Origin of the sequence: Flavobacterium sp. ov086, assembly GCF_900187965.1 — a bacterium.
In the GTDB taxonomy this organism is placed as follows: Bacteria; Bacteroidota; Bacteroidia; order Flavobacteriales; family Flavobacteriaceae; genus Flavobacterium.
The window spans coordinates 322,683-344,817 of record NZ_FZNL01000003.1; the positions used below are offsets into that span (position 1 = coordinate 322,683).

Consider the following 22,135-nt stretch of genomic DNA (forward strand, 5'->3'; position numbering starts at 1 on the left):
TTTGCAAAAAAGTTATGTTTTGTAAAACATTCATAACTTATAATTTATAACTCATATTTTACAAAGTGAATTACTTATCTGTAGAAAATATATCGAAGTCATTTGGCGAAAGAACGCTTTTTGACAATATCTCATTTGGAATCAATAAAGACCAAAAAATTGCTTTTATAGCTAAAAATGGTTCAGGAAAAACGACCATTATGAGTATTATCAATGGTTTGGATGAACCAGATACTGGTCAGGTAGTTTTGAGAAAAGGAATCCGAATGGCATTTCTTTCGCAAGACAATAATTTACAAGACGAGTTATCTATTGAAGAAAGCATTTTTGCATCAGACAATGAAACACTTAAAGTTATTGAAGCTTACGAAAAAGCTCTTGAAAATCCAGACGACGAAGAAGCTTATCAAAAAGCTTTTGACGGAATGGATCAGCATAACGCATGGGATTTTGAAACGCAATACAAGCAGATTTTATTCAAATTAAAACTGGAAGATTTTAAACTTAAAGTAAAAAATCTTTCGGGAGGACAAAAGAAGCGTCTTTCATTAGCAATCATTTTAATTAATCGCCCTGATTTATTAATTCTTGATGAGCCAACCAATCACTTGGATCTTGAAATGATCGAATGGCTGGAAAGTTATTTTGCAAAAGAAAATATCACCTTGTTTATGGTTACGCACGACCGTTTCTTCTTGGAGCGTGTTTGTAACGAAATCATAGAACTTGACAACGGTAAATTATACCAATACAAAGGAAACTACTCTTATTATTTAGAGAAAAAAGAAGAGAGAATTGCTTCTGAAAATGCCAGCGTTGACAAAGCCAAAAACTTATTTGTAAAAGAATTAGAGTGGATGCGTCGTCAGCCAAAAGCCAGAACTACAAAATCAAAATCGCGCCAAGATGATTTTTATGTAATTAAAGAAAAAGCACAAAGCCGTCGTCTTGAAAATAAAGTTGAACTGGAAATTAATATGGAACGTATGGGAAGCAAAATTATCGAGCTTCACAAAATTTCTAAAAAATTCAAGGATCACGTTATTCTGGATAATTTCAGTTTTGATTTTCAACGTGGAGAACGTATCGGAATTATTGGTAAAAACGGAACTGGAAAATCTACTTTCTTAAATCTACTTACCGGAACAATTCCGTTAGATAGTGGCCGCGTTGTAAAAGGCGAAACTATAAAAGTTGGATATTACACACAAAGCGGAATTAATCCAAAACCAAATCAGCGTGTTATAGATATTATTAAAGAATACGGAGAGTTTATTCCGTTGGCAAAAGGTCGAATGATTTCGGCTTCACAATTGCTGGAACGTTTTCTTTTTGACGCTAAAAAACAATATGATTTTGTCGAAAAATTAAGTGGTGGTGAGTTAAAACGTTTGTATTTATGTACGGTTTTAATTCAGAATCCTAACTTTTTGATTCTGGATGAACCTACAAACGATTTAGATATTGTAACATTAAATGTTTTGGAAAGTTTTCTTTTAGATTACCCAGGATGTTTATTGGTAGTTTCTCACGACCGTTATTTTATGGATAAAATTGTAGATCACTTATTTATCTTTAGAGGAAAGGGAGAAATCGAAAGCTTCCCAGGAAACTACTCAGATTTTAGAGCTTATGAAGATAGTGCTGATGTTGCTCAAAAAGAAGAAAACAAAGCCGAAAAGAAAGATTGGAAACAAAATAATCCAACAGGAAATCTGACTTTCAACGAACAAAAAGAATATCAAAAACTAGAAAGAGAAATAAAAGATTTAGAAATAGACAAAACTAAAATCGAACAATTATTCTCTGACGGAAAAGTTGCCGATACTGATATTGAGAAAAAAGCAAATGAATTACAAAACATTATCAATAAAATAGACCAGAAAGAAGAAAGATGGTTTGAGCTTTCGGCTAAGATTGAAGGATAATCCACGAGCGTCCGAAAGGAAAAACAGAAACTTATATTATAAGAACCTCAATACTATTAGTGTTATAACTAAAAGTATTGAGGTTATTTTTTTTCAAAAAAGTAATTCAAAATTAACAAGAAACCATTTCAAAAAATAAAGTCTTTTTTATCATTTGCAATAGTAAATACCTATTTTAGCAGAAGAAAAAATAACTATTCTGTAAAACAAAAAGAAGAACAATATTACCACTAATAAGGTTCAACAACACTACACGACATAAAAAAGATGGAATCGAAGAACAAGATTTTAAAATTAAGCTTAATTATAGGTTTTGCATTTGCATTAATTGTTATACTATTTTTTTCATTCAAAAGTGATTCGCCTAAAAAAAACATTCCAAATACAACACAACTAAATACGGTCCAAAAAACGGTTGTAGCTCCGGAAGAAATATCAGAAGCCGAATTAAATCTCTTTTTTCAAGATTTTATAAAAGCTTTTAATACTAATAATGAAAAAGAAATAAATAAGTTCATTGACGAAAAAGATGGTTTTGTCGAATATCTTTATGACGGTCCTTATCCTTTAATAATTTTCGGTAACAAAATGAGTCATACGGAATGGTTTGAAACTAAAATCCACACAACCGTTTCTTCTGAAAAATTTCCAACTTATCTGGGCGATACCCAATTTGAGAAAACAGGTTTTTTTTATGAAAAATATGAGAATAAGTTCAAGCTCTCTGATTTTGATAATGGTTATGTAAATCTTTCGGATAGTGTTTTTAAATCCCATCATGCATTGGAAGACAAATGTAATTACAGAGCACGTGCAATGGATATAGATGGAAAACGAATTTTTAATTTCTACTTTGCAATTACAAAAGAAAAGAAAAAGATTGTAGGCTTATCTTATGATTATACTGAAGACGTTACGTATAGTGATCCACAGACGGATTTCATCCCTTTTGATTCCAAAAAAGATATTGAAAACTATATTACAGAACAGCAAAAATTCTGTGATTCCGAAAATAAATCTTATCTCGATTTTGGTAAAAAAGAATTTACCTATTGGGATTTTAAAGAAAAACCATTCGTATTTAAAAGTTATGAAATTGGAAATATCGAAATACAATCCAAAAAATTAAAAACACGAAAAATCATTTTTCATAATGCTGATGCAAATGAAGAATACAATCATGATTTTACAATGACATTATCTAATAAAGGCACATTTGTAGTTCCCCCCATGGGAGCCAGACCATTTTATGAATATATAATTTGCAAATAAGCCCTGAAATAAAATACCTAATTCATTATATTTACATCCTTTAAAAAAAAATCATGAAACACCTTTTATCTACACTATTAATTTTTACACTTTTTGTTTCTTGCAATAGTGACGAACAACCGACAGTCACACAACCGCCAAAAGTGGATTACACTATGGAAAACGACAAAGAAATCATAGCTTATATTTCCAAAAATAAACTAGACGCCGAGAGAAGTGATTCAGGTTTATACTATGTTATCAATGAACCCGGAACAGGAGCACAACCAACAGCAACATCAAATGTAACTGTAGCTTACAAAGGTTATTATACAAGTGGAAAAATCGTCGATCAAAGTACCGCAGCAGGTCTGTCTTTTGATTTAAATAAAGCTATCAAAGGCTGGACTGAAGGTATTCCTTTGTTTAAAGAAGGAGGAAGTGGAATTTTACTAGTTCCGTCACATTTAGGCTACGGAAGTTTTACTAATAATGGAATCCCAGGCGGTTCAGTACTTGTTTTTGACGTTAAATTAATTAAAGTCAACAAATAGAAAACCTAAAAATAGCTCATTAAAAAACCACAACAGATATTATTTCTGTTGTGGTTTTTTATTTTCTTCTAATATGAAGCGGAGACTGAAAACTCAACTCTACCAAGGAATCGGATTATAATCTTTCAAAAATTTTCCGCACCAGTGTTTTCCAGTATTGATTCCGTCAAACAAAGGATCCATAACACGTGCTGCACCATCAACAATATCCAATGGCGGCTGAAAATCTTCAAGTTCTTGTTTCTTTTTTGCCAATTCGGCAGGATCTTCGTCAGTTACCCAGCCTGTATCAACAGCATTCATAAAAATCCCGTGTTTTGCTAAAGTTCCTGATGAAGTATGCGTTAACATATTAAGAGCCGCTTTTGCCATATTGGTGTGCGGATGACGATCTTCTTTAAAAAAGCGATGAAATTTTCCTTCCATAGCCGAAACATTTATAATATGTTTTTTACCTGTATTATCTTTCTTCATTACTTCGGAAAGTCGGTTGCATAACACAAAAGGCGCAACAGAATTCACCAATTGCACTTCGATCATTTCGGTAGTTTCGATTTGACCTAAACGTAAACGCCAGCTATTTGTTTTTCGCAAATCAACCTGTTGCAAGTCAGCATCAAGTTCTCCTTCCGGAAAAACCTCATTTGCTACAAGCGCATTATCAAAAGAATACGGAATTTGAGACAATTGAGCCGAAGCACGCAAACCAATTCCGGGTTCTGGTCCGTGCCAGGTTACAGGCATATTTTCATTTGAAGAAAATCCAGTTGTTAAAACTTTTAATTCCTCCAGACAATTAAGATGATCTGCCAATAATTCTTGTGCTTGTTTGGGCAATGCACTTATGGGCAACTCTTCATTCGGCATTAAATGGGAATAAAATCCTGAAGGTCGTCTAACCGTTTGCGCTGCATTATTAATCAAAATATCCAGTCGCTCATATTTTTGCTCTATAAAATTGCAAAAGATTTCCACACTTGGAATATGTCGCAAATCTAAACCGTGAATTTTTAATCGATGTCCCCATTCCATGAAATCATCTTCCTTCGCAAAACGCAAAGCAGAATCTACCGGAAAACGTGTAGTCGCGATAACGGTTGCACCACCACGTAAAAGCATCAATGTAATATGATAACCAATTTTTAATCGGGAACCCGTGATAACTGCAATTTGCCCTTTTACATCAGCCGTCTGAAAACGTTTGGCATAATTAAAATCGCCACAATCCGTACACATCGTATCATAAAAGTGGTGCATTTTAGTAAATTCTGTTTTACAAACGTAACAGTTTCTGGGGGTTTCAAGCTCTAATTGTTCTTTGCTGGCAAGATCGTTAAAAGCCAATAATTTAGGTGCAACAAATATACTTGCTTCTCTTGCATGACGAATTCCGGTTTCTTTACGAGCGGTTTTGTCTTTCTTTTCTTTTTTGCGTTTGGCAGCTTGCAAACCATCTTTAACCCGTCTTGCAAACTCACCTCTGTCAGGTCTGGAAAACATCCCCGCTTCTTTGATTAAAGCAATTCGTTGCTCTTTTGGAATATCAAAAATCTGATCCGTATTCGTATTCAATTGTGCTAAAATAGCAATGCATCGATTAATTTCTTCAGAAGATATTATATTCTTATCTTCTATTTCTTCCTTCAACATCATAAAAAAGTATTACTATTAGCTTAAAATTAAAGTTCGCAAATATAGTCTTTTTAAAAGTCGGAAAAGTTCAAAATCAAAAGTCATAAAGCAACACCCGTGTCTTTAAAACTTTCGACTTTACGACTTTCGACTTTTTTGTATCTTCGCACCTCCTTGCAACCATTTATATGCTATTTCAAATTAAATCTTATTTAAAATTCCTTTGGAATTCCAAAAACGAACATGGAGTTCATTCACCGTTTGTGTTTAGTTTATTAACAAAATGTTTTTACGACAAGAAAACAAAACCCGAATATTCGATTTTGCGAAACTATCGAAAATCATTACTCAGTAACAAAAACTTTATTGAAGTAACCGATTTTGGCGCCGGTTCAAAAGTGTTTAAATCAAATAGAAGACAGATTTCGAAAATTGCATCTACAGCAGGAATTTCTCCAAAACGTGCCGAATTATTATTTCGCGTAACCAATTATTTTCAGCCAAAAAACATTCTTGAGATAGGAACTTCATTAGGATTGGCAACTTCTGCCTTAGCCTTAGGAAGCACAAACGCAAAAGTGATTACGCTTGAAGGTTGCCCGCAAACGGCAAATCAATGTCAATTGCAATTACAAAAATTCAATTTCAATAATGTAGATTCGGTAATAACTGAATTCGAAAGTTATCTTGAAGACCTTCAACTGAGACTGAAAACCGAGACTGAAAACTTCGACTTAATATACTTTGATGGAAATCATTCTAAAAAAGCCACTATCGCTTATTTTGACCTTTTATTACCAACAATAACAAATGATTCTGTTTGGATTTTTGATGATATTCATTGGTCTCCAGAAATGGAAGAAGCTTGGGAAATCATAAAAAACCATCCAAAAGTAACCGTAACAATTGATACTTTTCAATGGGGATTTGTGTTTTTCAGATACGAACAGGAAAAAGAACATTTTGTGATTCGTGCTTAATTATAAAACACATCATCAGGTATTCCTTTTTTAAATAATTCTTCGTACTCTAATAAATCATCTTCATCTGTTATTGGATAATTAAATAATATATAACCATTTTGAGGCGAATCTTCTTCATAGATAACCAAATAGCTAATATTTGTATTTGGTTTTTCGTCCGGAATCTCTATATAATGATTTTCCTTATACGTATTAGAAACCCATTCCCCGTTTAGTTTAAAATCATATTGAACTTTTCCTTCCGATTTTCCTCTTCCAGTGTGATAAAATGTTACTTTTCCTTCTGATAAAGCATAATTGTCTTTTATTCTTTTGACAAAGTATATTTGTGTCGCGATACTAAAAAAGAAAGCTATTATCAGAAACAAAAAAACAAAAATACCAACTAAACTCTTAAATTCGAATTTAGAAAAATACTCAAAAAAATAACAAAGTCTAAAAAGTAGTATTGTAATTAGTAGTATTATAAGATAGATTTCCATTATTTAATTTTCAGATCGCTAAAATAAAATTATTATCACAACAAACTCATTTTAAAATTATATTTCAAAAAAAAATGACAACTATTTCTGATTGTCATTTTTATAATAATTCAATTTATAAAAAAATTATTTTTTAGCTTGTGTAGTTTCTTCAGATTTAACTCCTATTCAAAAAATTTGCTTTTATTATTAAGGTAAATTATTCTGAATTTAGAGATAATATCCTACAAAAATAGATGTTTTTATGAAATGTTTTTTTATCTTTGAAATTCACTTTTTAGTAGAGATAGCTTTATCTTTGAACCTTTAGAAAAATAACACTCATTTATGGAACAGAAAATTCATCAGGGAAGAAACGTAAAACGTTTCAGAGAAATGCTTGGCATCAAACAGGAAGCACTGGCTTATGATTTGGGAGAAGACTGGAACCAGAAGAAAATTTCTATACTGGAACAGAAAGAAGTAATTGAAGATAATCTGCTGAAACAAATCTCTAATTCTATGAAAATTCCTCTTGAAGCTTTTCAAAATTTTGATGAAGAACAAGCAGTAAATGTTATTGCGAATACATTTAATACCAATGATAATGCGATTGGGCTTATAGTTAAAAATAATAATCCTATTGAAAAGATTATTCAATTGCATGAAGAAAAAATTGCATTATATGAGCGTATGCTGAAAGAAAAAGATGAAATGATGTCAATGCTTGAAAAACTTATCATCAAATAAATTTCAGGACGATTCAGCAAAATTAGGGTATAAAAAAATGACAACCATTTCTGATTGTCATTTTAATACTAATTCAATTTTATAAATAATTATTTTTTAGCTTCTTTGGTTTCTTCAGATTTAGCTCCCATTCTATTTAAAGTATACATTGGAGCAAATTTCAATTTCAAACCTGCAATTTTTCTGTTATCTTCCGCAGTAAGCCCTTCTTTTTCAACAGTGTTTTTTCGACTATCAAGCGCTTCATACATTAATTTAATTTCGTCCCAGTCTTCACGTGAGTAACTATCCTTATTATTCTCAACTGTATGAACAAATTGCTGATAAACACTATGAATATTCTTGGCATTTACCCAAGCAAAACTCATATCCTCTCCTATTTTTCCTTCTCCAAATAATGCATTACGCAATTGTTGTTTCGGACTTGGAGCAGGTGGGGCAAGAACGGTGGTCATTTCTTTTTTAAACTCTTCGTATTTTACTTTACTCGAATTTACTTTATCGGTCGCGGCCGCATTATCTTTAATATCTGCTAAAGCTAATTCTGCTTCTGCAGCTTTTTTGTCATATTCCGCTTCAACATTTTTCCAATCTGCTTTCAGATCATCTGCTTTAACATTTTTGACTGAATCGACATAAGCGACATAAGAGTCTACTGTTTTTTGAGCTTTTTCTTGTTTTTCATCTTTACATGATGTAAAACTTAATGCTATAATAGCAAGTCCTGATAATAATTGTATGTTTTTCATAATTCTGATTATTTAATATTACATACCAAATATAAGCTACAAAGCAGAGCTTATTATTACACAATTATCACTTTTATAATATTTAAAACATTATAATTCAATAAAAACCCGAAAAAATGAAAATTATATAAAAATAATACAAAATCGTATAACATATTTCATTTGATTAAATTATAATTTTTATAAAAATGATAATTTGTAGAAAATCATGATTTTAAATCCTGAAATCTGTAACAAAAATCAATTAAAACTACTTATCGTTTATTGAAAAGTGTTTTGTACTTTTAAATCCAAAATTGTAAATCGAAATGGCAAATCCATTAATTAAAATAACAGATATAAAACGAGATTTTGTTCTTGGTAATGAGATCGTTTATGTCTTAAAAGGTATAGATTTAAAAATCAACAAAGGCGAATATGTAGCTTTAATGGGACCGTCTGGTTCCGGAAAATCAACTTTGATGAACTTGTTAGGTTGTTTAGACACACCAACTTCCGGACATTATATTTTGAATGGAAAAGATGTCAGCCAAATGAAAGATGATGAATTAGCAGGAATTCGAAACAAAGAAATTGGATTTGTTTTTCAAACCTTTAATCTTTTACCTAGAACTACAGCTTTAGACAATGTAGCGTTGCCAATGATTTATGCCGGATATTCTAAATCAGAACGTACTAAACGAGCTGAAGAAGTTTTGAAACAAGTAAATCTGGCAGACAGAATGGACCATCAGCCTAACCAGCTTTCGGGAGGTCAACGTCAGCGTGTTGCAATTGCCCGTGCTTTGGTCAACAAACCTTCTATTATTCTTGCCGATGAACCAACCGGAAACTTAGACAGTAAAACATCTGTAGAAATTATGAAACTCTTTGGAGATATTCATGCGCAAGGAAACACGGTGATTTTAGTAACACACGAAGAAGATATTGCTGCTTATGCACATCGCGTAATTCGTTTGCGAGATGGTTTGATTGAAAGTGACACTACGAAATAGTTTAATTGGTTATTTGTTTAATCGAAAACAAAAACTTAGTCACTTACGTACTCAGCAACTTAGCACCTCAAAAAAATGAAAGTATATACAAAAACAGGAGATAAAGGAACCACGGCTCTTTTTGGAGGCACCAGAGTTCCTAAAGATCATATCAGAATTGACAGTTATGGAACCGTTGACGAATTAAATTCTTATATAGGTCTTATTCGCGATCAGGAAATTGACGAGCATTATAAAACTATATTAATCGAAATTCAGGACCGATTATTTACCGTTGGAGCCATTTTGGCAACTCCGGCAGAAAAAGAAGTTTTAAAAAACGGTGAACTTCGCTTGAAAAATCTCGGAATCATTGATACTGATATAGAATTATTAGAAAACGAAATAGACAAAATGGAGGAAAGCCTTCCGCAAATGACTCATTTTGTTTTACCCGGAGGTCATCCAACCGTGTCACATTGTCATATAGCACGTTGTATTTGCCGTCGCGCAGAGCGTTTGGCAGTACATTTAAGCCATAATGAACCCGTTCCAGAGATCGCAATCATGTACTTAAACCGACTTTCTGACTACCTTTTTGTCTTGGCACGGAAGTTGTCGTCAGACTTAAAAGCGGATGAAGTGAAATGGATTCCCCGAAAATGAAATTTTAGATTTTAGAGTTCACATTTTAGATTATTCGGATTGCAAAAATCTAAAATCTACCTTCTACAATCTACAATATATAGAGACGTTCTTAAATTTTATTAAAATAAATCAAATTTTACTTGTCTTTTTCAGTAAAAAATTTATTTTTGCACAAACTAAACAGATAACAGATGTATTGGACATTAGAATTAGCATCTTATTTAAGTGATGCGCCATGGCCTGCTAACAAAGACGAACTTATTGACTACGCTATTAGAGCTGGTGCTCCATTAGAAGTAGTAGAAAACCTTCAGTCGATTGAAGACGAAGGCGAGATATATGAATCAATGGAAGAAATTTGGCCTGATTATCCAACAGACGAAGATTATCTTTGGAATGAGGATGAATATTAAAAAATAAACCAAAGGAAAAAGTCTCATCACCGAGGCTTTTTTTTTGGTTCAAATACACATTTACATAAAATAGAAATACAATAAATCATGAGTTTCATAAACAGTATTATTAAAGTCTTTGTAGGTGATAAATCACAGAAAGATGTCAAAGCTTTACAGCCATATTTAAATAAAATTAAAACATTCGAAACCAGCTTAATGGGATTGTCTCACGACGAACTAAGAGCCAGAACCGCATTTTTTAAAGAAAAAATAAAAGAAGCCAGAGCTGACAAAGATGCTAAAATTGCTTCGCTTAAAGCAGAAGTTGAAAACATCGAAGACATTGACAAAAGAGAAGATCTTTATGATGCTATTGATGCTCTTGAAAAAGAAGCTTACGAAATCTCAGAGAAAACTTTATTGGAAATCCTTCCGGAAGCATTCTCTGTTGTAAAAGAAACTGCACGTCGTTTTAAAGACAATTCTTTTATCGAAGTTACTGCAACTGCAAAAGACCGCGAATTTTCAGGTTCAAAAACTTATGTTACTATTGAAGGTGACAAAGCGACTTGGGCTAACAAATGGAATGCTGCCGGTAAAGAAATTACATGGGACATGATTCATTATGATGTTCAGTTAATTGGAGGTATGGTTTTGCATGAAGGTAAAGTTGCCGAAATGCAAACGGGTGAAGGAAAAACTTTGGTTGCTACACTTCCGCTTTACTTAAACGCTTTGACAGGAAACGGAGTTCACTTGGTAACTGTGAATGATTACCTTGCAAAACGTGATAGTACATGGAAAGCACCTTTATTCGAATTTCACGGTTTAACTGTTGATTGTATCGATAATCACCAACCAAGTACAGAACAAAGAAAAAAAGCATACGACGCTGATATCACTTACGGAACCAACAATGAATTTGGTTTTGACTACTTAAGAGATAACATGGCACATTCGCCAAGCGACTTAGTGCAAAGAAAACACAATTATGCAATTGTCGATGAGGTCGATTCTGTATTAATTGATGATGCAAGAACACCACTTATTATTTCAGGACCTGTTCCTCAAGGAGATCGTCATGAATTTAATGAGTTGAAACCAAAAATCGAAAACTTAGTATCTCAACAACGTCAGTTAGCGAATGGTTTCTTATCTGAAGCTAAAAAATTAATCAAAGAAGGAAACACTAAAGAAGGTGGATTCTTATTGTTAAGAGCTTACAGAAGTTTACCTAGAAATAAAGCATTAATTAAATTTTTAAGTGAAGAAGGAATCAAACAATTGCTTCAAAAAACTGAAAATCAATACATGCAGGATAACAATCGCGAAATGCATAAAGTTGATGAAGCTTTGTATTTTGTAATTGAAGAAAAAAACAATCAAGTTGAATTGACTGACAACGGTATTCAATACCTTTCAGGAGATACAGATGCTGACTTTTTCGTACTTCCGGATATTGGAACTGAAATCGCTGCTATCGAAAAACAAAAACTAGATAAAGACGCTGAAGCGGAAGCTAAAGAAAGATTATTCCAGGATTTTGGAGTAAAAAGCGAGCGTATCCATACACTTACACAACTTTTAAAAGCGTATGCTCTTTTTGAAAAAGATGTAGAATACGTGATCATGGACAACAAAATTATGATTGTCGATGAGCAAACAGGTCGTATCATGGATGGCCGTCGTTATTCTGACGGTTTACACCAAGCGATCGAAGCTAAAGAAAATGTAAAAATCGAAGCTGCTACACAAACATTTGCAACAGTTACATTACAGAATTATTTCAGAATGTACAGCAAATTAGGTGGTATGACAGGTACAGCGGTTACAGAAGCTGGAGAGTTATGGCAGATTTACAAATTAGACGTTGTTGAAATTCCAACAAACCGTCCGATGTCAAGACAAGACAAAGAAGATTACATCTACAAAACTACACGTGAGAAATTCAATGCTGTAATCGAAGATGTAACACAATTATCAAATGCAGGAAGACCAGTTTTAATTGGAACAACTTCTGTAGAGATTTCAGAATTATTAAGCCGAATGTTGAAAATGAGAGGCGTTACACATAACGTTTTGAATGCTAAAATGCACAAACAAGAAGCTCAAATTGTTGAAGAAGCAGGAAAAGCCGGAGTTGTAACTATTGCAACAAATATGGCTGGTCGTGGTACCGATATTAAATTATCTCCAGAAGTAAAAGCTGCCGGAGGTTTAGCAATCGTTGGTACAGAGCGTCATGATTCTCGTCGTGTTGACAGACAGTTACGTGGTCGTGCAGGACGTCAGGGAGATCCGGGAAGTTCTCAATTCTATGTTTCTCTTGAAGATAACTTAATGCGTTTATTTGGTTCTGAAAGAGTTGCCAAAGTAATGGACAGAATGGGACTTCAGGAAGGTGAAGTTATTCAGCATTCTATGATGACGAAATCTATCGAGCGTGCTCAGAAAAAAGTAGAAGAAAACAACTTTGGTGTTCGTAAACGTTTATTAGAATATGATGACGTTATGAACTCTCAACGTGAAGTAGTTTACAAACGTCGTCGTCACGCTTTATTTGGTGAGCGTTTGAAACTGGATATCGCTAACATGATGTATGATACTTGCGAATTAATTGTAAGTCAAAACAAACCTGTTAATGATTTCAAAAACTTCGAATTTGATTTGATTCGTTATTTCTCGATCACTTCTCCAATTTCTGAAGCAGATTTCTCGAAATTATCTGATATCGAAATTACTGGAAAAATCTATAAAGAAACTCTAGCTTTCTATACAGAAAAAACAGAAAGAAGCGCAAGAGAAGCTTTCCCAATCATTAAAGGAGTTTTCGAAGAGCCAAACAATCATTTTGAGCGTATCGTAGTTCCATTTACTGACGGAATCAAAACTTTGAACGTAGTTACTGACTTGAAAAAAGCATACGAAAGCGAAGGTACTCAGTTAATTGCTGATTTTGAGAAAAACATCACACTTTCTATTGTTGATGAAGCTTGGAAAAAACACTTACGTAAAATGGACGAGTTGAAACAATCAGTTCAATTAGCCGTTCACGAGCAAAAAGATCCATTGCTTATTTACAAATTAGAAGCTTTTAATTTGTTTAGAGGAATGTTAGACAACGTTAATAAAGAAGTTATTTCATTCTTATTCAAAGGTGATTTACCAGCTCAAAACGTTCCTGAAATTCACGAAGCAAAAGAAGTTCGTCAAAAGGAAAACTTCAAATTAAGCAAAGACGAAATTGTAAACAGCGAAGACATCAACCGCGAAGCTGGAGAAACACAACAACGTCAGGTTACAGAAACTATCGTGAGAGATATGCCAAAAATCAATCGTAATGATACTGTAACAGTTCAGGAAGTTGCAACAGGTAAAACTGAAGAAATGAAATTTAAAAAAGCAGAAACTCTAATCGCTTCTGGAGCATGGGTTATTGTTAAATAAATAATATTTACAATTTTAAACCCGACAAGTTTTTAAAAACCTGTCGGGTTTGTCATATCGAAAATCCGTAACTACTTTGTAATTGCGGATTTTTTTTGCAAAAAAACTAATATTTATTCTTTCTAAATCGAATAAACAGTACTTTTGCAATCATAAACAACAAAAAAGCTTTGAAGCGAATTTTAATCATATTTCTTTCCTGCATGCTTCTGGTGCCATCATTTGGCAGTTTCTTTGTTTATACCTCATTCAAATTAAATCAGGAAGAGATTTCAAAAACCATCTGCGTACAACGAAAAATGATTTTTAATAGTTGTAACGGCCGATGTGAACTTCAAAAAAGTTTAAAAAAATACGCTGATAACGAAAAGAAAATGCAAAACAATCTGAAAGAAAAAGCAGAAGTTGTTTACATTCAAAGTACAATTACAGCAAATTTTAAATTAGCAACACCAATTCAATCAAAAGAAAAATTCTTTGCTTCTTTTGACAACAAACCAATTTCGGTTTCGAATTCTACATTTCGTCCTCCATCCTATTTTATATAATTTTTTAAATAACATTTCAATTCTATTGAAATAATTTTCGTTGTCACCAAACAATGAAATTGTGTTTACACACAAATAAAATTTAAAATTACTATTATATAAAATTCATAAAATGAAAAATACATTATACAAAGCATTTGCTATTGTAGCAATTTCTATTACTCTAGGTTCTTGTTCAAGTGATGACAGCAGTAGCGACGTATCCGGAAAAGGAAAAATTATATTAGAATTTGATAATGCTTACGGAACAAACGATCTTATCCTAAATACACAACCCAACAAAACCTCTAACAACGAGATTTTAAAAATAAGCATGGTAAAATACATTGTTAGCAATGTGGTTTTAACAAAAGCTGACGGAACAACCTTTACATATCCTAAAAGTAAAAGTTATTTTATAGCAGATGAAGCTTCTGCAGAAGGTCGTGAATTTGAACTTACTGATGTTCCTGCGGGAGATTATGTAAAAGTAAAATTCGGAATAGGAGTCGATGAAGAGCAATGGAAACTAGGCGCAACAGGACAAGGTGATTTTCTTGCTCAGGCAGATGATGCTGAAATGTTTTGGTCTTGGTCAGCAGGTTACAAATTCCTTGCTTTCGAAGGAACTTTTACTTCTCCAACTGTAACTACCGCAACCTCTTTTATGGTTCACACCGGTAAAACAGGAACGGATTATAATTATACCGAAGTTACCCTGGATTTACCAACAAAAGCCTTAGTTCGTACTACAATTACTCCAGAGGTTCACCTTATTACAGACGTTTCTAAAATTATCGACGGAACAAACAAAATCAAACTTTCTGACAATAATGCCGGAGGAATGGGCGCCATGATTATGGGCGGTGCTAATTTGCCATTAATTACTCAAAACGTATCTGGAATGTTTAGAGTTGATCACGTACATAACGACTAATTTTATTTTCAGGAGCACAAAAGTTTCGGTTTCCCAGAAATGACGTCCCGCTTTACGTTTCAATCTTTTTATTTTTAAAGAAAAAATAAAAAGGATTTCCACTGCAATCGGGGCTAGACCACAACTTTTGTATTCCTAATAAACAAAAAAAGCAATAACAATTAAAAAAATTTAATCTCCATTGTAATTTGTGGAAATTCGTACAATTCGTGGCAAAAAAAATATACTATTTTGCTTTTTAAACATAAAAAATCATGCTGAAAATAAAATATTTTCTATGGCTAATGATTCCATTGTTATGGAGTTGCTCAAATCAAAGCGAAGACGAGGAATATGTAAATGTTCCACTAGAATTTAAAGTTCCTTCGAATTTCCCTGATTTAGCTTACAATATCGCACTGAATCCGCCAACACAAAAAGGATTTGAATTAGGAAAAAAACTATTCTACGATGGACGCTTAGCTTCTGACGGAGTGGTTTCCTGCGGTTTTTGCCACATACAAGCCAATGCCTTTACGCATCACGGACACACTGTAAGTCACGGTGTAGACAATGCGCAAGGCACACGGAATACACCGCCAATTCAAAATCTGGCTTACCAAAGTATCTTTATGTACGACGGCGCGACAGATCATTTAGACTTGCAGCCTATAATTCCGCTTACAAGTATTATTGAAATGAATGGCAATTTTACCGCTATTCTAAAAATGATGAAAGCCGACAAAGAATATCAAAAACTATTTGGACAAGCTTTTGATGATGGAGCAATTACTACTGAAAACATGCTTAAAGCACTTTCGCAATTTATGGTAATGATTGTTTCTTCGAACTCAAAATTTGACAAATACCGACGAAATGAAGCTGGCGGAACATTCACATCGGATGAATTGGCTGGTTACAATTTATTTAAATCAAACTGCGCTTCATGTCATGCTACAGATTTACAGACTGATAACTCATTTCGAAATAATGGTCTTGCTGTAAACCCAATGGTTAATGATGTTGGAAGATATAAAGTAACCGAATTAGCGAGTGATTATTACAAATTCAAAGTTCCAAGTTTACGAAACGTAGAAGTTTCGGCTCCATATATGCACGACGGAAGATTTGGAACTCTTGAAGGTGTTTTAGATCATTATGAAAGTGGTATTGTAGCATCGGCAACTTTAGATCTGCTTTTAAATAAAAATGGAAAACTGGGAATTGCACTTTCTGAAACGGATAAAAAACAAATCATAGCTTTTCTGAAAACATTGACTGATAATCAATATTTGACTGATAAGCGTTTCTCGGAATATTAGAGAAAAACATAGCCCACAGATTGTACGGATTTTACAAATCAACACAGATTAAAAACAATTTAAGTTGTTTTGCAAAATCCTTGAAATCTGTGGCAAAAAAATAAAAATATAATAAAAACTGGAGTCCTAGCCCCGATAGAGGCGGTATCCTTTTTTTGGGTGATTTTTCTTCACCCGAAAAAAGATATAGCCGAAAGCGGGATCAGCTCCTAAAAACAATTAAAATGAAAAAATTAATAGTAATCTGTACATTTTTGGTTGGCTTTTCGGCCTTTAGTTTTACAGAAAAAGATAGTATTTCGGCCTTTACTTTTCAACGTTTGGCAATGATGGAAGACTTTGATTGCGATGCTTGCGGTTGTTCGGCAAGTGGCGGAAGTATGGGTTTTAGCTCAATGCTGAATAATAATTTTGTGGGTGTCCGCTATTTTAAACAAAGCTATACAAGCCGCGACGGGATTTTTGACAATTCACCGTGGATTGACGAAAATTTCAATACCGTTCAGGTTTGGACAAGAATTCCCGTAACCGAGAAAATTCAGATTTCGGCATTGATTCCGTATCATTTTCATGAAAGAGAATTAACGGCTGGAACAGAAAGTATTTCTGGTTTGGGAGATATTACGGTTATGGGATTATATAAAATCTTCGAAACGAAAAAAGACAGTGCCGTTTTTACGCATAAAGTAAATATTGGGGCGGGAATAAAAATACCAACGGGTAAATTTACCGAAGCCAATAATTTAGGAAGCGTAAACCAAAGTTTTCAGTTAGGAACCGGAAGTTGGGATTACTCAGTAGTTTCAGAATATGTGATTAACAGAAAAGATTTGGGACTAAACACAACGCTGAATTATATTTTTAAAACAGAAAATAAAAAGGAATACCAATACGGAGATCAGTTTAATTATGCCGCAACGCTATTTTATTTATTCGATTTAAAATCGGTGCAAATAGTTCCTCAGGCCGGATTAGCAGGCGAAGTTTATCAAACCAACAAACAACACGGATTGGATTTACCAAATACTGCGGGAGATATTCTGTTTGGGAAATTTGGCTTTGAAGCCGGAAAAGACAAGCTTTCGATTGGTGTAAATGCGATGCTTCCAATCAATCAAAATTTATCAAATGGAAAAATGGAAGCCAATTACAGATGGAGTGTAAATTTGAATTATACGCTATAATTAAATATGTGCCTAACAGCACATATTAAAATTGATTCGAATTAAAAATAAAATTATCAAAACAACGAAATAAGCTTTGAAAAAAATTATAATCCTATTTCTTTCTGCCATGCTTTTACTGCCTTCTTTTGGCAGTTTCCTTGTTTACACTTCATTCAAATTAAATCAGGAAGAAATTTCTAAAACCATCTGTGTACAACGAAAAATGATTTTTAATAGTTGTAATGGTCGTTGCGAACTTCAAAAAAGCCTGAAGAAATATTCGGACAATGAAAAAAGAATGCAGGACAATCTGAAAGAAAAAGCAGAAGTGGTTTACATTCAAAACACAATTATTGCTGATTTCAAATTAATAGTTCAAATCAAATCAGAAGCAAAAATTTTCGATTATTTTGATAAAAAACCAATTTCGATTTCGAATTCTACTTTCCGTCCTCCCTCCTGTTTTATATAAATTCAGTCACACTTTCTTGTCAAAAAAGCAAGAAAACCACTTGTTACTTTTAAAATTTATATAATTCATAATGAAAAAAATATACCTTATCCTATTGATAATGGGGCAATGTGTTTTAGCACAAAACAAAGTTGAAAAAGACACAACCAAATCTCAGGAACTTGAAAACGTTTTTATAACAGCCAATCGTACCGCCACTTTACGTAAAGATACTCCTGTTGCTATTAGTAAAATAACGGCAAAAACAATCAACGAAACCAAAGCTACAGCAGTTTACGAAATCATTAATAAAACTCCCGGAGTTTTAATGGTGAATTTAGGAAACGAACAACATATGATGTCGATTCGTCAGCCAATGACGACCAATGCTTATTATTTATATCTCGAAGATGGTTTGCCAATTCGCCCAATGGGAATCTTCAATCACAATGCTTTATTAGAAATCAATCAATATAATTTGCAAAGTATCGAAGTTGTAAAAGGTCCTGTTTCTTCTTTATACGGACCGGAAGCTGTTGGTGGAACAATTAATTTAATTTCGCTAAAACCACCTGTTGATCCCGAATTTAAGTTTGGTGTTCAGGCAGATAATTACGGTTACAGAAGATTTCAGGCTGCCGGTGGCGCAACAATCGGGAAAGTTGGTTTTCATATTGCGGGAATTTCAAGCCTGCAAGAAAACGGTTGGATGGCATATTCGGATTATAACAAAGACAATCTGAATGCAAGAATCGATTACAACATCTCGCCCTCTACCCGATTGATCAGTAATACCATGTATGGAAAATATTATTCGGACATGAGCGGAACCGTAAACGAAGACGCATTTAATAACAGAACCTACAAAAGCACTTCTAATTTTACCTATAGAAAATCGGATGCTTTAAGAACCAGATTAACATTAGAACACGATTGGAACAGCAATTCTAGCAGTTATATTACAGCTTATTTGCGCGACAATAAATTAGGCCAAAATCCTTCATACGGAATAAAATGGAGTCCAACCGTAAATCCTACAACAGCAAAAGGCGAAGTAAATTCGAATAACTTCAAAAGCTACGGAGCAATCGGACAACATACTCAAAAATTCAACTTTTTGAATGCCAAACTTGTTGCCGGAGCATTATACGACTATTCTCCTGTGACGTATTGGTCTTATGTTATTGATTTAAAAGCGAACTTGAATCCGGGAACTCCAGGGAAACAAACGGTAGATTCTTATGAGATTATTGCCGAACATCCCGATTCAAAATTAGCAGATTATACGGCAGATATTTATAACTATGCAGAATATGCACAATTTAGTTTTAATCCATTTGAAAAATTAGTTATCACATTTGGAGGTCGTTATGACAATATGAAAGTCAATTACAACAATGCTTTGGATAACTCTACAGGAAGCAAAGTTTACGACAAAACGACTTATAAAACAGGTGTGAATTACAATCCTTTTGAATTTGCAGGCTTCTATATAAATTATTCTGAAGGTTTTGCGCCTCCGGGAATTACTTCTATTTTTAGAACTAAACCGGGAACTGGCGGAACAACTGGCGTTCCTGCTGACTTTTATTACAACTTAGAACCCGCAACTTTCAACAATTACGAAGTGGGCGGATGGTTTTCTTTCCTTCAGAATAAATTAAATTTTGACTACGCTTTCTATTATATGGAAGGAAAAAATGAACTTTTGAACATCAAACTTGCTGATAATTCAACAGATTATCGTTCGGCCGGAGAAACGCGTCATAAAGGAATCGAATTTGGAGCTTCATACCGTCCATCAAAACAATTCAACTTTCGCCTTGGCGGAACTTACGCGCAACACACTTATATCGATTTTAAACTTTCAGACAAACCGTCAGATCCAATTCAGGATTTAAACGGAAAAGAAATGCCTGCTGCTCCAAAATGGTCCGGAAATTCAGAAGTAAGTTATTATCCAAACTGGCTTCCAAATCTTAGAACTTCTGTCGAATGGCAACTTGTGGGAAGTTACTATCAGGATCAGATAAACACCGTAAAATATAGCGGTTACAACATATTCAACGCAAGAGTTGGTTATCAATGGAAACACATTGAAGTTTACGGAAACGTACTTAATCTAACCGATAAATTGTATGCTTACAATGTTTCGAGAGCCAATACCACAAATGCACAACCAACTTATACAGCAGCTGCCCCAAGAACTTTTGTGTTTGGAATACAGTACAATTTTTCATTAAAAAAATAATTATTAGAAGCTAATCCCGCTCTCAGCTTTATCTTTTTTGAGGCGAAAAAAATCGACTCAAAAAAGGATATCGCTTCCATCGGGGCTAAAAAAACTAACAATGAGCAAAGAAATAAAAGAAAAAAAGTCTAAAAAGAAAGATTCCAAAATTGTCAAGAAAATCAAACAACACATGTACAAATGGCATCGTGTTATTGGTTTAGTTACAATTATTCCCGTAATCTTCTGGACATTATCAGGGTTGATGCATCCGTTTATGGCGCATTTTTTCAAACCGGAAATTGCACACGACAAACTGAAACAGCAGATTATTGATAAAAACCAATTGAAATTTTCGATTCAGCAAGTTTTACAGAAAAATGAACTAACACAATTCAAAAATTTCAGAATCGTTACCTTCAACAATAAAACGTATTATCAGCTTAAAACTATAATTGGTGAATTATGGTATTACGATACTTCAACAGCTGAGAAACTGGAAAACGGAGATCAAAAATATGCCGAATGGCTTTCAAGATATTTCTTAGACGATCAAAAAAGTGCCGTAAAAAAGAGCGAAGTTCTCACCGAATTTACTTCGCAATACAAATATGTAAATCGATATTTACCGGTTTACAAACTTAGTTTTGATCGCGCAGATACTATGGAAGTTTATGTAGAAACTTCTTCAAGTAAACTGGCTACTTATAATCCAACTTCAAGACAATGGTTTATTTGGTTCTTTGACACTTTTCATAATTGGTCTTTCATCGATGCAATTACCAATAACAGCATCCGAATTATTACAATGATTTTCTTATTGTCTATAATTGGATTTTCTGCCTTGAGCGGAATTCTGATTTATGGTTTGCTGTGGAAGCAATTCAAAAAAACTGACAATCTACAACCTAAAAAAGGACTTAGAAAATACCACCGACAAATTGGAATCTGGGTTTCACTTTTTACTTTGACATTTGCTTTTAGCGGTGCTTATCACGCCACAACAAAATGGGCGCCTTATACTTTATCGCAAATGGTTTACGAACCAACTTTTAAAACCAAAGAAATTCCGGTAGCGAATAATACTTTGAATTTAGACTGGACTCGTTTTCAAAATGCGAGCATTATTACCTTAAATGATACTACTTATTATCGCTGTCAATTATTGGAAAAGGGAAAATTCAAAAAACCAAAAGGAGATTCTAATACAAAATGGAATAAAAAAGAAGATCAAAAATCTGAAGTGGTTTACATTAATGCAACAACCAATAAAATCACACCAAACATCGATCTTCAATATGCCGAATTTCTGGCTTATTATTTTACTGATGGGGCACCAAAAGCCGCTTGTTGCGAAATGGTCGAAAGCTCTGATGAACCGGAAGTTTCATTACAAAATGCAAAATTGTTAGAATCTAAAGTCTTAACAGATTTCGAAAGCAGAGAATATGGTTTTGTCAACAAAAGATTACCTGTTGTAAAATTAGCCTATGAAACTCCGGAGAAAATAACTTATTTTATAGAAACTGGTACTTCAAGATTAGCGGCAGTAGTTAAGAGTTCAGACATGGTCGAAGGTTATTCGTTTGCAATTCTCCACAAATTCTTATTCATGGATTGGGCAGGAAAAAACATTCGCGATCTAACAATGGTTTTGGCAGCTTTGACCATTTTGGTTGTTAGTATTCTTGGCTTTATTCTGTTTTTGAAAAAGTAATATAAAGCTACTGAGATTCTAAGTTGCTAAGTTT

General features: G+C 33.5%; 19 protein-coding genes. 16 read left to right on the forward strand and 3 right to left on the reverse strand.

Translation table 11 applies throughout. From position 1 onward, the window contains the following. Positions 1-65: 65 nt before the first annotated feature. The 3 genes from CHB81_RS05040 (at position 66) to CHB81_RS05050 (ending at position 3,733) form a co-directional block, all read left to right on the forward strand. A complete protein-coding gene (locus CHB81_RS05040; protein WP_089350799.1) occupies positions 66-1,928 on the forward strand; it encodes an ABC-F family ATP-binding cassette domain-containing protein in 1,863 nt (620 codons plus the stop codon). A gap of 267 nt (positions 1,929-2,195) precedes the next feature. After that, the gene (locus CHB81_RS05045) at positions 2,196-3,200 is read left to right on the forward strand and encodes a hypothetical protein (protein WP_089350800.1); all 1,005 of its coding nucleotides are present in this window, start codon (positions 2,196-2,198) and stop codon (positions 3,198-3,200) included. A gap of 53 nt (positions 3,201-3,253) precedes the next feature. Next, positions 3,254-3,733 carry an FKBP-type peptidyl-prolyl cis-trans isomerase gene (locus CHB81_RS05050; RefSeq protein ID WP_089350801.1) on the forward strand — a complete coding sequence of 160 codons (480 nt, stop codon included), beginning with the start codon at positions 3,254-3,256 and terminating at the stop codon, positions 3,731-3,733. A 99-nt stretch (positions 3,734-3,832) separates the two neighbouring features. Here the strand turns inward: CHB81_RS05050 and CHB81_RS05055 are convergent, their stop codons facing one another. Continuing rightward, positions 3,833-5,383 (reverse strand): SDR family oxidoreductase, encoded by a 1,551-nt coding sequence (locus CHB81_RS05055; protein ID WP_089350898.1) that lies wholly within the window; start codon positions 5,381-5,383, stop codon positions 3,833-3,835. 170 nt (positions 5,384-5,553) lie between these two features. On the opposite strand from CHB81_RS05055, the gene CHB81_RS05060 reads away from it, so the two are divergent. After that, entirely contained in the window at positions 5,554-6,345 is a 792-nt protein-coding gene (locus CHB81_RS05060; RefSeq protein ID WP_089350802.1) for an O-methyltransferase, read from the forward strand. Here CHB81_RS05060 and CHB81_RS05065 read toward each other — a convergent pair. Next, positions 6,342-6,830, reverse strand: coding sequence for a hypothetical protein (locus tag CHB81_RS05065; protein WP_089350803.1), 489 nt, complete (start codon positions 6,828-6,830; stop codon positions 6,342-6,344). The genes CHB81_RS05060 and CHB81_RS05065 overlap by 4 nt on opposite strands. A 327-nt stretch (positions 6,831-7,157) precedes the next feature. On the opposite strand from CHB81_RS05065, the gene CHB81_RS05070 reads away from it, so the two are divergent. Next, on the forward strand, positions 7,158-7,559 hold the full coding sequence (locus tag CHB81_RS05070) for a helix-turn-helix domain-containing protein (protein ID WP_089350804.1): 402 nt from the start codon (positions 7,158-7,160) through the stop codon (positions 7,557-7,559). Positions 7,560-7,648: 89 nt separating this feature from the next. Here the strand turns inward: CHB81_RS05070 and CHB81_RS05075 are convergent, their stop codons facing one another. Beyond that, the gene (locus tag CHB81_RS05075) at positions 7,649-8,308 is read right to left on the reverse strand and encodes a DUF6565 domain-containing protein (protein WP_089350805.1); all 660 of its coding nucleotides are present in this window, start codon (positions 8,306-8,308) and stop codon (positions 7,649-7,651) included. A gap of 308 nt (positions 8,309-8,616) precedes the next feature. Between CHB81_RS05075 and CHB81_RS05080 the strand changes: the two genes are divergently transcribed. From CHB81_RS05080 to CHB81_RS05130, 11 genes are all read left to right on the forward strand, one after another. Then, positions 8,617-9,303, forward strand: a complete 687-nt coding sequence (locus CHB81_RS05080; protein WP_089350806.1) for an ABC transporter ATP-binding protein — start codon at positions 8,617-8,619, stop codon at positions 9,301-9,303. 75 nt (positions 9,304-9,378) lie between these two features. Continuing rightward, positions 9,379-9,948, forward strand: a complete 570-nt coding sequence (locus CHB81_RS05085; RefSeq protein WP_089350807.1) for a cob(I)yrinic acid a,c-diamide adenosyltransferase — start codon at positions 9,379-9,381, stop codon at positions 9,946-9,948. Between the two features lie 173 nt (positions 9,949-10,121). Beyond that, positions 10,122-10,343, forward strand: a complete 222-nt coding sequence (locus CHB81_RS05090) for a DUF2795 domain-containing protein (protein ID WP_007138072.1) — start codon at positions 10,122-10,124, stop codon at positions 10,341-10,343. Positions 10,344-10,430: 87 nt separating this feature from the next. Beyond that, the gene (secA, locus tag CHB81_RS05095) at positions 10,431-13,772 is read left to right on the forward strand and encodes a preprotein translocase subunit SecA (protein WP_089350808.1); all 3,342 of its coding nucleotides are present in this window, start codon (positions 10,431-10,433) and stop codon (positions 13,770-13,772) included. Positions 13,773-13,942: 170 nt separating this feature from the next. Beyond that, positions 13,943-14,320 (forward strand): hypothetical protein, encoded by a 378-nt coding sequence (locus CHB81_RS05100; protein ID WP_254920970.1) that lies wholly within the window; start codon positions 13,943-13,945, stop codon positions 14,318-14,320. Positions 14,321-14,432: 112 nt separating this feature from the next. Further along, positions 14,433-15,236 carry an MbnP family protein gene (locus tag CHB81_RS05105; RefSeq protein ID WP_089350810.1) on the forward strand — a complete coding sequence of 268 codons (804 nt, stop codon included), beginning with the start codon at positions 14,433-14,435 and terminating at the stop codon, positions 15,234-15,236. A gap of 254 nt (positions 15,237-15,490) precedes the next feature. Further along, complete coding sequence (locus CHB81_RS05110) at positions 15,491-16,537, forward strand: cytochrome-c peroxidase (protein WP_089350811.1); 1,047 nt, start codon at positions 15,491-15,493, stop codon at positions 16,535-16,537. A 224-nt stretch (positions 16,538-16,761) separates the two neighbouring features. Beyond that, positions 16,762-17,721, forward strand: a complete 960-nt coding sequence (locus CHB81_RS05115) for a transporter (protein WP_089350812.1) — start codon at positions 16,762-16,764, stop codon at positions 17,719-17,721. Positions 17,722-17,797: 76 nt separating this feature from the next. After that, positions 17,798-18,175, forward strand: coding sequence for a hypothetical protein (locus CHB81_RS05120; RefSeq protein WP_254920972.1), 378 nt, complete (start codon positions 17,798-17,800; stop codon positions 18,173-18,175). A 70-nt stretch (positions 18,176-18,245) separates the two neighbouring features. After that, positions 18,246-20,405, forward strand: a complete 2,160-nt coding sequence (locus tag CHB81_RS05125) for a TonB-dependent receptor (RefSeq protein ID WP_089350814.1) — start codon at positions 18,246-18,248, stop codon at positions 20,403-20,405. A gap of 100 nt (positions 20,406-20,505) precedes the next feature. Further along, positions 20,506-22,101 carry a PepSY-associated TM helix domain-containing protein gene (locus CHB81_RS05130; RefSeq protein WP_089350815.1) on the forward strand — a complete coding sequence of 532 codons (1,596 nt, stop codon included), beginning with the start codon at positions 20,506-20,508 and terminating at the stop codon, positions 22,099-22,101. The last annotated feature ends 34 nt before the right edge of the window (positions 22,102-22,135 follow it).

Coding starts and splice junctions, on each gene's coding strand:
- CHB81_RS05125 (WP_089350814.1), top strand. CDS start 18,246: ATGAAAAAAATATACCTTATCCTATTGATAATGGGGCAATGTGTTTTA.
- CHB81_RS05065 (WP_089350803.1), bottom strand. CDS start 6,830: ATGGAAATCTATCTTATAATACTACTAATTACAATACTACTTTTTAGA.
- CHB81_RS05130 (WP_089350815.1), top strand. CDS start 20,506: ATGAGCAAAGAAATAAAAGAAAAAAAGTCTAAAAAGAAAGATTCCAAA.
- CHB81_RS05070 (WP_089350804.1), top strand. CDS start 7,158: ATGGAACAGAAAATTCATCAGGGAAGAAACGTAAAACGTTTCAGAGAA.
- CHB81_RS05105 (WP_089350810.1), top strand. CDS start 14,433: ATGAAAAATACATTATACAAAGCATTTGCTATTGTAGCAATTTCTATT.
- CHB81_RS05060 (WP_089350802.1), top strand. CDS start 5,554: ATGCTATTTCAAATTAAATCTTATTTAAAATTCCTTTGGAATTCCAAA.
- CHB81_RS05080 (WP_089350806.1), top strand. CDS start 8,617: ATGGCAAATCCATTAATTAAAATAACAGATATAAAACGAGATTTTGTT.
- CHB81_RS05075 (WP_089350805.1), bottom strand. CDS start 8,308: ATGAAAAACATACAATTATTATCAGGACTTGCTATTATAGCATTAAGT.
- CHB81_RS05090 (WP_007138072.1), top strand. CDS start 10,122: ATGTATTGGACATTAGAATTAGCATCTTATTTAAGTGATGCGCCATGG.
- secA (WP_089350808.1), top strand. CDS start 10,431: ATGAGTTTCATAAACAGTATTATTAAAGTCTTTGTAGGTGATAAATCA.
- CHB81_RS05050 (WP_089350801.1), top strand. CDS start 3,254: ATGAAACACCTTTTATCTACACTATTAATTTTTACACTTTTTGTTTCT.
- CHB81_RS05085 (WP_089350807.1), top strand. CDS start 9,379: ATGAAAGTATATACAAAAACAGGAGATAAAGGAACCACGGCTCTTTTT.
- CHB81_RS05045 (WP_089350800.1), top strand. CDS start 2,196: ATGGAATCGAAGAACAAGATTTTAAAATTAAGCTTAATTATAGGTTTT.
- CHB81_RS05115 (WP_089350812.1), top strand. CDS start 16,762: ATGAAAAAATTAATAGTAATCTGTACATTTTTGGTTGGCTTTTCGGCC.
- CHB81_RS05055 (WP_089350898.1), bottom strand. CDS start 5,383: ATGTTGAAGGAAGAAATAGAAGATAAGAATATAATATCTTCTGAAGAA.
- CHB81_RS05110 (WP_089350811.1), top strand. CDS start 15,491: ATGCTGAAAATAAAATATTTTCTATGGCTAATGATTCCATTGTTATGG.